The following is a 14,051-nucleotide window of genomic DNA, read 5'->3' as shown; positions in this document are numbered from 1 at the left end:
AACAGCGCGAACCGCACAGCCAGCAGCCGACGCACGAAGCCCGCCCTCCCCATACTCCCCTCAGCGCTCTTCAGTACGGGGCTCTACGGCTCACACCTCTTCTCGGCCTCCCCTGACGCCGGCGTCGTTGCCGTGGCCGCCTGCCTCAGGCGGTCACAACTGACTCAGGATCGAAGGATCCGTGATCGCCGTGTCGTCCGCGAGCAGGATCGCCTTGCTGAGGATCACGCCCAGCATGCGGTCGCCCTCGAAGGGGAGGTAGCCGGCCTGGGGGCTCCGGGGGCGGACTTGGGGACGATGCACAGGTACTGGTCGTTCGGGGTCATGAGGATGTTGCCCGAGCCGAGGTGGATCTTGTACGTGTGGCGTTCGCCCCTGACGTGCAGGAAGCGGCCCTCCAGGGTGCAGCGGTCGGCTATCGCCAGACGGGGCACCAGGCGGTCCAGGAGGGCGCGGCGGGTCTCGGCGCTCTGGTTCAGCTCGCCGAAGCCGTACGTCGTCCAGTACTCGCGGAAACGTCCACCGGGGCCGCCGTCCTGCCAGGTCGGGTCGTTCCCGACGCTCCCGACGCCCACGAACAGGTCGACGTCGCGCAGGACTTCGGACAGGACGAGGGGCGGGACGTCGGTGAGCGGGACGGGCTCCACCGGCTCCTGCCCGTCCCGCAGCCACATGCGGTACTCGCCGCCGCAGCAGTGCGCCGAGTTCTCCGGTGCGTCGATCGGATAGAAGCGGACCTGGTCGGTGCGCAGGCGCAGATAGCTGCCCGACTCGGTGGTGTCCTCGCCGTACTCCTCGCCGTCGCCCTCGATCCAGTACTCGGCGCGCAGGCCCCACTGGGGCAGGTCGCGCGAGGCGGGCGGCGCCTCGTCGTCGACGCAGAGACGGAGCTTGTTGCGCCAGCCCCTGATCGCGGTGAGGGAGTTGAACTGGTGCTGGCGCAGGATGTGCGCCGCGAAACGGTTCGAGTAGGTGCCCGTGGTGCGCTCGGCGTCCGTGAGCAGGTACACCTCGCGGTGGGCCTGTTTGAAGGGCTGGGTGATCTCGTGCCGCTCCAGCCAGTCCCGCCAGGCGACGACCTCGGCGGGCTCGCGGCCGACGGGGTGCCAGAGTTCGACTTCGGAGCCTTCGGTCACGGTCTCGTCGGCGAGGGTGCGCAGCTCGCCGTCGGCGAACCCGGCGGGCGTGCCGTCGACGGTCCACAGGAGACGGCGGGCGAGCGTGCCCACCAGAGGATGGTCGAGGTAGCGCTCGCGCCACGCGCCGTACGCCCAGGTGCGCCGGGCGAGGAACTGCCGGTCCAGACGCTCCGCCTGCGCCGACAGCATCCTGTCGATGTCCTTGACCGCCGCCTTCAGCTCCTTGAGCTCCTCGGCGTGGTCGCGCCGCACCGTCGCGGGTACTGCCTTCACGGGTTTGCCCGCCGCGTTGCGCCAGCTCAGCACCGCTCTGGAGCCGTGGACGCCGAGCGTCGCGGTGGCCTCGCCGAACCGGTGCACGGCCCTGCCGACCTCGTCGAGGCCGTAAGCCGGGACGGCCAGTTCCTCGATCTCCTCCCGGCTCAGCCCGAGGGCCACGGCCCGCGCCTCCAGCGCGCCGTCGAGCAGCTTCGCCGTGTTCTTGTAGGTCACCCGGGTGGCGAGCCGGGCGAGTTCGGCGAGCGCGGCCTCGCTGTCGATGCGGGCGAGGGCGACGACCCCGGCGTTGGCGACCTTCGGATTGCGTGGGCCGAGTCCGGCGACCTTCTTCAGGGAGGTCTCGACGAGCGTACCGAGCGCCCTGGCGGTGTCGGGGTGGGCGGGCAGGAGGGAGAGTACCCAGGCGAGGCCGCGCAGCGCGTTCGCGTTCCAGGGGTCGTACGCGTTGTTGATGTCCGCCTCCCACGACCTGCGCTCCAGCGGGAGGGTCCGGGGGCGTCCGACGAGGGCGAGCCAGGGCAGCGCGGTGTCGCGGACGCGCTCCGGGCCGAGGGCGTCGATGAGCGCGGCGGCCCGCCTGTCCCATTTGGCGCTGGGCTTGGAGGCGGTGGCCGAGGCGGCGTGGGCGAGCAGCGCGTGCCAGGGGTCGTCGGGCCCGGAGAGGTGTTCCATGGCTGTCTCGGCCCACTCCTCCCCGACGTTGAGGACCGGTTCGGTGAGCTTCTTCGCCAGCTCGCCCAGCTCGTGGGAGCGGTACGCGTCCATGGCGGTGCGGCGGAAGACCGCGACGACGGCGGGGGCGAGGGGGCGTCCGGCGGCCAGCTCCGCCTCGGCCAGGACGTCGAGCCGTGCCGCATACCAGAAGGAGTGCTGCCGGCCGAGTTCGTCGAGCTGCTTGAGGCGTTCGGGGACGAGCCGGTCGCCGGGGAGGCCTCTGGCGAGGATGCCGATCAGCGTCATCGCGTTGCTCTTGGCGGCGGATTCCTCCCCGACCGAGTGGTAGCGCGCCACCAGGGCGTCGGCGAGCACCGTCCGCCGCTCGACGGGCAGTTCGCGCAGCAGGTCGAGCAGCGTCGCCCAGCCGCCGCCCCAGTAGCCCTTGTTCTCCAGGGCGGCCTTGAGGGCCAGGTCGGCGACCTTGCCCATGTTGCCCTCGGCGATCCGGTTGCGGATGCGCTGTTCGTAGGACCGCGTGCCGGTCATGGTCAGCCCCCCACCAGTGCGACGAGCTTCAGGAAGGTGACCTCGGTGCCGAGGACGAGGTCGATCTCCTCGTCGAGGTCGGTCAGCTGCCGGTCCCCGACGAGCACCAGGAAGCCGTTCCCCGCGAAGGCCGCGAGGGCCAGGTCCGTCTGCGCCTGCGGGTCTATCCGCCGGGGCGTGCGCAACGCGTATCCGTTCAGCACGCGCTCGGTGTCCTCGGGCTGCACCAGTCCCTGGAACACCCCCGTCGCACGCGCGTTGTACTCGGCGACCTCCTGGAAGACCCTGCGCCGGATCAGCTCGCGCAACGCGAGCCGCTCCTCGGCGATCTCGACCCCCCAGCCGGCGCTCCGGCCCCCACTCGTCGTCTCGTCGACGAACGTCACCATTCCCATGCCGAAGACCGTACGAGACGCCACTGACAACGGACGGGCCGGAGGTCCCTCATCCCAATGGGTGATCGCCGGCCGGGCCCGCGGTCGGCTGTGCTCCGCGGCCGGCCGAGATCCCTAACCTGATGACATGTCAGATGACGTGTCATACGAACTGCTCGGAATCGACAACGTACTGCTGCCCGTCGGGAACCTCGACGAGGCGGTCCGCTTCTACGAGCTGGCCGGGTTCCCGGTGGCGTTCCGGCTCGACGAGGCCGGGATCGCCGCGTTGAAGGTGGGCGGCGAGACGCCGGGCGTGCTGCTGCGACTGGACGAGGAGCTGAGCCACCGGCCACCGCCCTGGGCCGTGCCGCGGGTGTGGCTGGAGGTCCGGGACGCCCGCGCCGCGGCGAGCGCTCTCGCCGCGGCGGGGATCCGGCCGCTGGACGCACCCTTCCCCGTCGCCACCGGATGGACCGTCGAGATCGCCGACCCCTGGGGCAATGTCGTGGGCCTCACGGACTACAACAAGCGGCCCGAACTGGCCCGCTCCGCACGGACGTAGCGGTGACGTACGGGAGTCCCGCACGGGTGGTCGCACCCGCAGGACCCGACGCGGGCGACCGGGCGCGGGCGGTCCGGCACAGGCGGCCGGGCGCGGGCGACCGCACACCCGCCACTCGACTTGAACATGTTCAAAAGGAGGTCTACATTCATTCCCGACAGCGTTTTGAACGCGTTCAAGAAGGGGTGGGGACATGGACCTCACAGTCGTCGCGTACGTCATCTACCTGCTGGTCAGCATCGCGCTGACCGTCTGGGTGGCACGCACCCTGAGCCGCAACGGACGGATCTTCCTGGCCGACGTGCTGCACGGCAACGAGAAGCTCGCCGACGCCGTCAACCACCTGCTGGTGGTCGGCTTCTACCTGGTCAACCTCGGCTTCGTCGCGCTCTACCTGAACCAGGACGAGACCATCGGCAACGCCCGGGAGGTCTTCGAGGCCCTGTCGACCAAGCTCGGCGTCGTCCTGCTCGTCCTCGGGGTCATGCACCTGGGGAACGTCTACGTGCTCAACAAGATCCGGCGCCGCGGCGTGATGGAGCGGGAGCAGATGCCGCCCGTCGCGCCCACCGGCTGGATCGCGCCGACGGCCGGGGCGTGACCCCGATGGCCGGCGCCGCCGCCACCGGGGACCGGGACGCCGTGCGCGTCCCGGTCCTCGGGCTCACCGTCCTCTACGACGCGCAGTGTCCACTGTGCGGCTTCCTCCGCGACTGGCTGGCGCGCCAGCCCTGTCTGGTCCCCCTCCGGTTCGTCCCGGCCGCCTCGGACGAGGCCCGGCAGCGCTTCCCGGGACTCGATCACGCGGCGAGCCTCGGCGAGATCACCGTGGTCGGGGACGGCGGACAGGTCTACAAGGGGTCCGCCGCCTGGATCGTGACCCTCTGGGCGCTGCGCGAGCACCGGCCGCTCGCGCACCGGCTGAGCACACCGGCCGGCTCCCTGCTGGCGAAGGGCGCGGTCCTCGCCGCCGCGAAGTGGCGCGGGGCCCACGCGAACGGGCAGTGGACCGGCTCCCCCGACCACGGTCCGTGGGGCGGGGGCGCCTATCACTGGGGCGACGGATGGCGTTACGACCCGGGCTCGGGATGGACGTACGAGCCGCCCGCCTGCGACAGCGGGGCCTGTTCCACGGGGCCCACTCGTTAGGCTCGTCCCCGTGCCAGCACCAACAGACCGCCCCGGTCCCGACGAGAGCGCCGAGAAGGGGTCCGCCAAGAGCCCCGCGAAGAGCGAGCAGACCCGCGCCCTGATCCTGGAGACGGCGATGCGCCTGTTCCAGGAGCGGGGCTACGACAAGACCACCATGCGGGCCATCGCGAAGGAGGCCGGGGTCTCCGTCGGGAACGCGTACTACTACTTCGACGGCAAAGAACACCTGATCCAGGGCTTCTACGACCGGATCGCGGCCGAGCACCAGGTGGCGGTGCGGGAGGTGCTGGACCGTGAGACGGACCTGGAGGCCCGGATCGGCGGCGTGCTGAAGGCCTGGCTGGACATCGCGACCCCGTACCACGAGTTCGCGGTGCAGTTCTTCAAGAACGCCGCCGACCCCGACAGCCCGCTCAGCCCCTTCTCCCCGGAGTCGGAGCACGCGCGCGTGGAGGCCATCAGCGTCCACCGGGAAGTGCTCGCCGGGGCGAAGACCAAAGTGCCGGAGGAACTGCGGGACGTGCTGCCCGAGTTGCTGTGGCTCTCCCAGATGGGACTCGTCCTGTACTGGGTGTTCGACCGCACGGAAGGACGCGAGCGCAGCTACCGGCTCGCCGAGCGGGGCGCGCGCCTCACCGCGCGCGGAGTCTCCCTGGCCCGCTTCCGCGTCCTGCGGCCGCTCGTCCACGAGGTGCACGAGCTGTTCACGGACTTCCTGCCCGGCATGACCAAGGCGCTGCCCGACCCGTCGAAGTCGAAGAAGAAGGACTAGCGACCGAACCCGTGCCCGCAGCAGGGGGCACGAGCCGGTCGCCGTCACGGACCGCGGTCGTTCAGTTGACCGCGTCCACCTCGCCCTGCAACAGCTCCACGTCGTGCACGAGCGGTTCGTCGGACACCACCACGTGGTGCGCGCGCGCCCCGTACGACGGAGCGGTCGCCGAGAGCAGATACGTACCCGGGGCCGGTACCGAGACGATGTACGAGCCGTCCGCCAGCGACGTCACCCGGTCCAGCTGACGTCCGCCCTTGGACAGCAGCGTGAGGACCGCGCCGTCGACCGCCGCGCCCTCCGCGTCGCGGACGAAGCCGTGCACCACCGACGCGCTGCCCGCCGCCACGGAGACGGTGGGCTCGGGCTGCTCCTCCGCCGGCTCCACCGCCAGGTGCGGCAGCCGCTTGTCCAGCCCCGCGGGCAGCCACCAGTTGGCGTTGCCGAGCAGATGCATCGCCGCCGGCACCAGCGCCGTACGCAGGATGAAGGCGTCGAGGGCCACGGCCGCGGCCAGGCCCACCCCCGCCATCGCCGCGCCCGAGTCGCCGCTCAGCACGAAGGCCAGGAACACACAGACCATGATCAGGGCCGCGGAGTTGATGACGCGGCTGGTCTCCGCGAGGCCGACGCGCACGGCGCGCGCGTTGTCCTTCGTGTGCACCCACTCCTCGTGCATCCGGCTCACCAGGAACACCTGGTAGTCCATGGACAGGCCGAAGAGCAGCGACAGCATGATGACCGGCAGGAAGGCGTTGATCGGCCCCTCCTTGCCGAGGCCGAGCAGCTCCAGCCCCCAGCCCCACTGGAAGATCGCCACCAGGACGCCGAAGGACGCGGCGGCCGCGATCAGGTTCATCAGCGCCGCGGTCAGCGGCACCACGAGGGAGCGGAAGGCGACCAGCAGGAGCAGGAAACCCAGGCCGATGATCGTGGCCACGAAGTACGGCAGCCGGTCGCCGGTGATGGTCGCGAAGTCCTTGGAGACGGCCGTCACCCCGCCCACATGGGCCTGTGCGCCCGCCTCCGGGATCACCCGGTCCCGCAGCGTGTCGATGAGCTCGTCGGTCCGCTCCGACTGCGGCGACGTCCTGGGCACCACCTGGATCACCGTCACGCCGTTCGCCGGCGGCAGCGCGGCGGCCCTGGCGACCCCGTCGGTCGCCCGGATGTCCTTGACCAGCGTGTCCGTGTCCCCGCTGGACGCCACCACCTGCAAGGGGCCGTTGAAGCCGGGACCGAAGCCCTCGGCGAGCAGGTCGTACGCCTTCCGGGTCGTCGTCGACGCGTCGTCGTTGCCCTGGTCGGTGGCGCCGAGCCGCAGGCCGAGGACCGGCAGCGCGAGCACTGCCATGACGGCCACGGCGAGGACGGCGATCGTACGGGGGCGCCGCTGCACCGTCTGCGACCAGCGGGCAGCCGCGCCGCTCGTGCGCTCCGTCTCGGGACCCGTCGCGGCGAGCCTGCGCCGCTGGCGGCGGCTGAGCACCCGGGTGCCGAGCACGCCGAGGAGCGCGGGCAGCAGGGTGACCGCGGCGAGCACGCTCAACACGACGGTGAGCGAGGTGCCGATGACGACACCGTCCAGGAAACGGAGATTGGTGACGAGCATCCCGGCGAGTGCGATGCAGACCGTGCCGCCCGCGAACAGCACGGCCCGCCCAGAGGTGTTGAGGGCGGTGACCGCGGACTCCTCCGGGTCCGCGCCGCGCAGGATGCCGCGCCGGTGCCGGGTGACGATGAACAGCGCGTAGTCGATGCCGACACCGAGCCCGATCAGGGTGGCGAGCAGCGGGGCGAGGTCGGGCACGTCGGTGACGTGGCTGATCAGCTGGGTGGAGAACAGGCCGGTGCCGACGCCGAAGATCGCGACGCCGATCGGGAGGAGCATCGCGAACAGCGAGCCGAACGCGAGGAACAGCACGACGGCCGCGGCCAGGATGCCGACCATCTCGGCGAGCCCGGTGGGCGGCTCCTGCACCCGCTGGATCGCCTGCCCGCCCAACTCGACCCGAAGGCCGCCACGTTCGGCGCCCTGCGCGGTGTCGAGGACATCCTGCACGAGCTTCTTGGGTACGGCGTTGGCCTGCTCGGCGAAGGTGATCTGCGCGTAGGCGATCTTCCCGTCGGAGCTGATCTGCGCCGCGCCCTGCGCGCCGGAGTACGGCCCCGCGACCCCTCCGACGCCCTTCATCCTGCCGATGTCGTCCAGTGCGGGCTGGATCCGGGACCGCACGTCCTGGTCCCGGACCGTCCCCTCGTCGACCTTCCACACCACCGTGTCGGTGTCTCCCGCGCTGTCCGGGAAGGCCTTCTCCATCAGGTCGTACGCGCGCTTGGAGTCCGTGTTCGGAAGGGAGAAGACATTCGCGTAGTCCGTGCCCGCGGTGGACGCCGCGAAGCCCAGTCCGAACAGTCCCCCCAGCCAAAGCAACAGGACCACCAGCCGGTGCCGATAGCACCACCGTGCCAATGCCGTCACGCTCAACGCTCCTTGTTCGTCAGTGGAATCGGTCCGTCGGTCCCCCAGGTCCTGCACCCACCCTCCGTGTCGCGGCGCGCCCGGGGACACGACACGCCCATGACTCTCAAGGAACTCCAAAGGGGGAGCCGCCCCGCGGGACGACGGGCGTACGGATACTGGGGGCATGACCGCTCACGAGGGAGCCACCGTCCTCGTCGTCGAGGACGAGCCGAGCATCGCGGACGTCCTCGCCATCGCCCTGCGCTACCACCGCTTCGAGGTGATGACCGCCAGCACCGTCCGTGAGGCGCTCGCGCTCGCCGAGCGCACCCGGCCCGACGCGGCCCTGCTCGACGTGATGCTGCCGGACGGCGACGGCCGGGCGCTCGGCCGTGAACTGCGCGGACGGCGACCGGACCTGGCGATCGTGTTCCTCACCGCGCGGGACGCCCCCGCCGAGATCGTGGGCGCGCTCGGCTTCGGCGACGACTACATCACCAAGCCGTTCAACATCGACGAGGTCGTCGCCCGGATCACCGCCGTCCTGCGCCGCACCCGCTCCGACGACGTCCTGCCGCAGCGTCCGCCGCTGCGCTACGGCGACCTGGAGCTGGACGAGACGACGTACCGCGTCCACCGCTCGGGCCGCACCGTCGAGCTCACCCCCACCGAGTACGCCCTGCTGCGCTTCCTCGTCCGCAACGGTGGGCGGATCGTCCCCAAGGAGCAACTCCTGCGCCATGTATGGCAGTACGAGCACTCCGCCGAGTCGACCGTCGTGGAGACGTACATCAGCTATCTGCGGCGCAAGCTCGAACCACTGGGTCCGCCGTTGATCCAGACCCGGCGGGGCGTCGGCTACGGACTCGCCTGATGATCCGGCTCCCGCCCTACATCCCGCTTCCCCGCTGCCGGCACGGTCTGCACTCCCTGCGCGGCAAGCTGACCCTCGCGAACGTGGCCCTGCTGGCCCTCGGCATCGTCGTGACGACCGCCGTGAGCCTGATGGGCATGCGGCACTATCTGCTCGACCAGGTCGACGCGGAGCTCGACCAGACACGGAAGTCGCTGAGCAGCGCCCGGCTCAGCATGCGCGAGATCGACTCGCTGAGCACCCTCGCCTTCATCCGCGACCGGCTCGTCCCCGCCACCGAGCAGTCCCCGAAACCGGACTCGGTCTTCGCCTGGGTCGACGGGCAGGGCAAGGCGGTCTCCCTCGGCGGCTTCGAACCGACCGACACCCAGAAGGCCTTCGCGGACGCCGTGGGCGACCCTGGCGCGCTCGCCCGTGCCGAGGAACCGCACGACGTCACCGTGCGCGGGGACGCCTACCGGGCGACCGCCGCCCGGCTCACCGACGGCACGTACGTCCTGCTCGCCACGTCGACGGAGGGCCTGCACAAAGGCATAGCGAAGGCGCTCCGGCTCGATCTGACCGTCGGCACCCTGCTGCTGGCGCTCCTCGCGGTGCTCACGATGATCGGCGTCAGCCGCCGGATGCGACCGCTGGAGGACATGGTGGAGACCTCGTCGGCGATCGCCGAGGGGGACCTCACCCGGCGCGTTCCCTCCAGCCACCATCCGACACAGGAGGTCGAGCAGCTGCGGGTCGCCCTCAACTCGATGCTCCAGCAGGTGGAATCGGCGTACCGGACGCGCGAGCGCAGTGCGGCCCAGCTGCGCCGCTTCGTCGGGGACGCCTCGCACGAGCTGCGCACCCCGCTGGCCGCCATCCGCGGCTACCTCCAGCTGTACGACAAGGGGATGCTGACGGATCCGGTCGAGCGCCGCAGGGCCTGGGACCGGATGAACGCCGAAGTCGACCGCATGGGACGGCTGGTGGACGAGCTGCTGACCCTGGCCCGCCTCGACCAGCGCCCCGAACTGCGGTTCCGGAACATCGATCTGAGCCGGCTGGTGCGGGACGCCGCCGAGGACCTGCGGGCCCAGCAGCCGGAGCGGCCGGTGACCGTGGGCGCGGACGGAACACTGCTCGTGCACGCCGACGAGTCGGGGCTGCGGCAGGTGCTCGGCAACCTCGTGGGGAACGTACGCACCCACACGCCCGTCGATGTGCCGGTGCGGCTCGGTGTGGAGCGCGAGGACGGGGTGGTCCGTCTGTGCGTGGCGGACGAGGGACCGGGGCTCCCGGAGGAGGACGCCGCCCGCATATTCGACCGGTTCTTCCGGACCGGGGGCGGGGCGGGCAGCGGGCTCGGCATGGCCATCGTGCAGGGTGTGGTGACGGCGCACGGTGGTGAGGTGGCGGTGCGGACGGCACCGGGCCGGGGGCTGGCGGTGACGGTGACACTGCCGGTGCGGTGACGGCCCCGCGTGCTCCCGCCGCCGACGCGATGACCTGCTAGAACGGACTTGGGAAGAAGCTGACCGGGACGGTTGAACGCAGGCAGCCACGACGCCGTACACAGGTGAAGGCGGCCCTGACGTCTCCAGCCTGGTCCGCCGCGCCATCACCGGGCTTCGCACGGAAGGACCGCCGGGTTGTCGTCCAACACGAGTTCTCGACAGCTACCGCACACGGACGAGGGGACTCCGCCGACGGGGCCGGCGCCGGAGCCGCCCGCGGACACCGTCACCGGGGACGCCACCGCGTCGGGGGAGGGTGACACCGTCGGCGACCCCGCGTCCGAGGACGACGGCGCCGCCGCGCCCAAAGACGGTGGCAGCGCCGGGAGCGCTGTCGCGTCCGAGGGCGACGGCGCCCCTCCGGCCGGAGCCGCCCCGGTGGAAGACCCCGCCACGGCGGACGCCACCCCCGACGACAGCCACTCGGCCGACACCACTGCCGAGAAGGGCGACTCGGGGGACGCCACCCCCGACGACAGCCACTCGGCGGACGCCACCCCCGACGACAGCGACTCGGCCGAGGCCGCCCCCGCCCCCGGTGACGGCGAAGCCTCCGACGGCTCGTCGGCGCCCGTCCGCTCCCGCCGGCGGCTGCGGCGCGGGCGCGGCTGGAGGCAGAAGTACCCCGTCGCGGCCCGCATCCTGGCGTGGACCCTGACGTTCCTGGCCGCCGCGCTCGTGCTGTTCGCGCTGCTGATGCCGAGCAAGGTCGACAACTTCCGGCCCGCCGAGTTCACCCGCATCCCGGTGGAGGCGATCTTCGGCGCCGCCGTGCTGATCGTCCTGCCGCGCACACCGCGGATCGTCGTGGCCGCGCTCGCCGGGCTCGGCCTGGGCGCGCTGACGGTCCTGAACCTCCTCGACATCGGCTTCAACGAGTACCTGGGCCGGGGCTTCAACGTCGTCCTCGACTGGAGCCTGTTCGGCGACGCGGAGGCGTACCTGCGGGACACGATGGGCGGCAGGGGCGCGCTCGCCGTCGTCGTCGCCGTCGTGGCCCTGGTGATCGCCGTGCTGGCCCTGACCGCGCTGGCGGTGGTCCGGCTCGCCAACCTCCTGGCCCGGCACACCGTCACCTCGACACGGACGACACTGGTGCTGGGAACCGTCTGGATCACCTGCGCGGCGCTCGGCGTGCAGGTCGCCGACGTACCGATCGCCGCCGACCACACGGCCGCGGTCGTCCAGGACCGTGCCCATCGCGTGCGGGAGACGCTGCGGGACGAGGCGGCGTTCGCCCGGATCGCCAAGAAGGACGACTTCGCCGACACCCCGCCCGACCGGCTGCTGACCGGGCTGCGCGGCAAGGACATGATGATCACGTTCATCGAGAGCTACGGCCGCAGCGCCATCGAGGATCCGGTCATCGCACCCGGTGTCGACGCGACCCTGACCGCCGAGAACGACAAACTGCGCAAGGCCGGGTTCGCGGCGAAGAGCGGCTGGCTCACCTCGGCGACGTACGGCGGAAGCAGCTGGCTGGGCCACTCGACCTTCCTCTCGGGCCTGTGGATCAACAACCAGCAGCGCTACCGCACCGTCACCGCGGGCGAGCACCTCACCCTCACCAAGGCCTTCCGCAAGACGGGCGCCTGGGACACGGTCGGCATCATGCCAGGCGTCCAGAAGGCCTGGCCGGAGGCCAAGTTCTACGGCCTCGACAAGGTCTACGACTCCCGTGAACTCGGCTACAGGGGGCCGAAGTTCAGCTGGTCGACCATGCCCGACCAGTACGCCCTGACCGCGTTCGAGCGCCTGGTGCACGGAAAGAAGCACGACAAGCCGCTGATGTCGGAGATCATCCTGACCTCCAGCCACCAGCCGTGGGCGCCGATCCCGAAGACGGTCCCGCAGGACCAGGTCGGCGACGGCTCGGTCTACGACGCCATCGAGAAGGCGGGCAAGAGGCCCTCGGACATCATCACCGACTCCACCAAGTCGAAGCAGGAGTACGGGAAGTCCATCCAGTACTCGGTGACCAGCCTCATCGACCACCTGGTGAAGTACGGCGACAAGGACACCGTGCTGGTCTTCCTCGGCGACCACCAGCCCATCGCCCGGGTCAGCGGCAACCACGCCAGCCGTGACGTTCCCTGCGCGATCGTCGCCAAGGACCCGAAGGTCCTCGACAGGATCGCCGGCTGGGGCTGGTCGGACGGGCTGCAGCCCGCACATGACGCCCCGGTGTGGAAGATGAGCTCGTTCCGGGACCGCTTCCTGACGGCGTACGGTTCCACGCCGTCCCCCTGAAAGCCCCGACAGCCCCGACGGCCCTCACAGCCGCTCACCCTGCCGGCCGGCCCGCCCGGGGACACTCCGGGCGGGGGCCGGTTCTCACGCCTGCCGGGAGGCCAGTTCGACGACCGTGATGTCCGAGGGCGCGCCCACCCGGGTCGGCGGCCCCCAGGCTCCCGCGCCGCGGGAGACGTAGAGCTGGGTGTTCCCGTAGCGCTCCAGTCCGGCGAGCGTCGGGTTGGCGGCGTCCGCGACGAGGCTCCCGGGCCACAACTGTCCTCCGTGGGTGTGCCCGGAGAGCTGGAGGTCGACCCCGTGGCGCACGGCCTCGTGGATCTGTACGGGCTGGTGGGCGAGGAGCACGCAGGCCCGCGAGGCGTCCCTGTCCCCGAGCGCCCTGCCGAAGTCGGGCCCCTGGCCCTCGCTCTCGCCCTGCACGTCGTTGACGCCCGCGAGATCGAATCCGGCCAGCTCGGTGCGCGCGTTCTCCAGCGGGTGGATGCCCAGCTCCCGCACCTGCCTGACCCACTGCTCGGCGCCGGAGAAGTACTCGTGGTTCCCGGTGACGAAGAAGGCCCCGTGGCGGGCCCGCAGTCCGGCCAGGGGCGCGGCGGCGGGGCCGAGGTCCTTCACACTGCCGTCGACCAGGTCACCGACCACGGCGATCAGATCGGGCTGCGTGGAGTTGATCGTGTCGACGACCTTCTGCGCGAAGCCCCGCCCGAGCACCGGACCGAGGTGGATGTCGCTGACCACCGCGATCCGGAAGCCGTGCGCGGAACGCGGCAGCTTGGCCAGCGGCACGGTGACCCGCTTCACCGCGGGCCCGCGCAGGACCCCGTACGTCCCGTATCCGACCGTCCCCACGGCCGCGGCGGCGGCTGCGCCACCGACCACCCGCGAGACGAACAGCCGCCGCGAGGGCCCGGTGGCTCCGGCCGTGTCCGGGGCGGATCCTCCCGCCGCAGGGGCCGAGCCGTCGCCCGGGCCGTCGGCGGACGGCGCGTCGGCGAGGCTCGTGGCGCGAGTACCCGGCTCCGTGCCGGCCCCTTCGGACGCGCTGCGGCCCGGCGCCGGGCCGACGCTCACGTCGCGCGCCGCCGTGACGAACGCGGCCGGTGCCCCGGCGACGGCGGCCCCGTCCTCGGCGGCGGACGGCTGCCCGGCCGCGGCGCTCCGCCGGGTGAGCCCCCATCGCGCGAGCGGCCGCAGGACCTCCCCCACCAGGAGCGCCAGCAGCAGGTAGAGGGACAGCGCCATCCACAGGAACCCGGGCCACGCCAGCACCTGCTGGAGCCGGAACGGCGCCCTCGCGCGCTCGCTCGCGACCGCGCCGAACATCAGCAACGGTCCCGCGACGAAGAGCACGGTGCCCGAACGCCGCGCGAGCCCCGGCCCGGACGTGGTGTCCCGCACGAGGCGCCGCCAGGCGTACCAGTGCAGCGCGCCGAAGGCCGCCAGCACCGCGAGACCCACCAGTACGAACACGATCACCACGTCG

General features: G+C 71.7%; 11 protein-coding genes. 7 read left to right on the top strand and 4 right to left on the bottom strand.

From position 1 onward, the window contains the following. Positions 1-224: 224 nt before the first annotated feature. Both H305_RS47070 and H305_RS0125675 read right to left on the bottom strand, forming a co-directional pair. On the bottom strand, positions 225-2,621 hold the full coding sequence (locus H305_RS47070; RefSeq protein ID WP_324608120.1) for a DUF4132 domain-containing protein: 2,397 nt from the start codon (positions 2,619-2,621) through the stop codon (positions 225-227). A 2-nt stretch (positions 2,622-2,623) separates the two neighbouring features. Next, positions 2,624-3,016 carry a hypothetical protein gene (locus H305_RS0125675; RefSeq protein WP_028802932.1) on the bottom strand — a complete coding sequence of 131 codons (393 nt, stop codon included), beginning with the start codon at positions 3,014-3,016 and terminating at the stop codon, positions 2,624-2,626. 127 nt (positions 3,017-3,143) lie between these two features. On the opposite strand from H305_RS0125675, the gene H305_RS0125670 reads away from it, so the two are divergent. The 4 genes from H305_RS0125670 to H305_RS0125655 all read left to right on the top strand — a co-directional run bounded on the left by H305_RS0125670 (position 3,144) and on the right by H305_RS0125655 (position 5,484). After that, the gene (locus H305_RS0125670; RefSeq protein WP_028802931.1) at positions 3,144-3,560 is read left to right on the top strand and encodes a VOC family protein; all 417 of its coding nucleotides are present in this window, start codon (positions 3,144-3,146) and stop codon (positions 3,558-3,560) included. A gap of 193 nt (positions 3,561-3,753) precedes the next feature. Continuing rightward, entirely contained in the window at positions 3,754-4,161 is a 408-nt protein-coding gene (locus tag H305_RS0125665) for a hypothetical protein (RefSeq protein ID WP_028802930.1), read from the top strand. Between the two features lie 5 nt (positions 4,162-4,166). Beyond that, positions 4,167-4,709: a thiol-disulfide oxidoreductase DCC family protein gene (locus H305_RS0125660; protein WP_028802929.1), complete on the top strand. Its 543-nt coding sequence runs from the start codon at positions 4,167-4,169 to the stop codon at positions 4,707-4,709. A 10-nt stretch (positions 4,710-4,719) separates the two neighbouring features. Then, positions 4,720-5,484, top strand: a complete 765-nt coding sequence (locus H305_RS0125655) for a TetR/AcrR family transcriptional regulator (protein WP_028802928.1) — start codon at positions 4,720-4,722, stop codon at positions 5,482-5,484. Positions 5,485-5,545: 61 nt separating this feature from the next. On the opposite strand, the gene H305_RS0125650 is transcribed toward H305_RS0125655, so the two are convergent. Beyond that, complete coding sequence (locus H305_RS0125650) at positions 5,546-7,957, bottom strand: MMPL family transporter (RefSeq protein ID WP_028802927.1); 2,412 nt, start codon at positions 7,955-7,957, stop codon at positions 5,546-5,548. A 175-nt stretch (positions 7,958-8,132) separates the two neighbouring features. Here H305_RS0125650 and H305_RS0125645 point away from each other — a divergent pair, with 175 nt between their 5' ends. The 3 genes from H305_RS0125645 to H305_RS47065 all read left to right on the top strand — a co-directional run bounded on the left by H305_RS0125645 (position 8,133) and on the right by H305_RS47065 (position 12,565). Next, positions 8,133-8,822 carry a response regulator transcription factor gene (locus H305_RS0125645; RefSeq protein ID WP_028802926.1) on the top strand — a complete coding sequence of 230 codons (690 nt, stop codon included), beginning with the start codon at positions 8,133-8,135 and terminating at the stop codon, positions 8,820-8,822. After that, positions 8,822-10,273: a sensor histidine kinase gene (locus H305_RS0125640; protein WP_037765327.1), complete on the top strand. Its 1,452-nt coding sequence runs from the start codon at positions 8,822-8,824 to the stop codon at positions 10,271-10,273. The genes H305_RS0125645 and H305_RS0125640 overlap by 1 nt, the downstream gene beginning before the upstream one ends. 177 nt (positions 10,274-10,450) lie before the next feature. Next, on the top strand, positions 10,451-12,565 hold the full coding sequence (locus tag H305_RS47065; protein ID WP_234021052.1) for a sulfatase: 2,115 nt from the start codon (positions 10,451-10,453) through the stop codon (positions 12,563-12,565). Positions 12,566-12,649: 84 nt separating this feature from the next. Here the strand turns inward: H305_RS47065 and H305_RS0125625 are convergent, their stop codons facing one another. Next, entirely contained in the window at positions 12,650-14,047 is a 1,398-nt protein-coding gene (locus H305_RS0125625; RefSeq protein ID WP_028802924.1) for a metallophosphoesterase, read from the bottom strand. Positions 14,048-14,051 lie beyond the last annotated feature (4 nt).

The sequence above is a fragment of the Streptomyces sp. 142MFCol3.1 genome (assembly GCF_000424945.1).
In the GTDB taxonomy this organism is placed as follows: domain Bacteria; phylum Actinomycetota; class Actinomycetes; order Streptomycetales; family Streptomycetaceae; genus Streptomyces; species Streptomyces siamensis.
The sequence above is the reverse complement of the archived record's forward strand: the minus strand, read 5'-3'. Positions and strand labels throughout refer to the sequence as shown.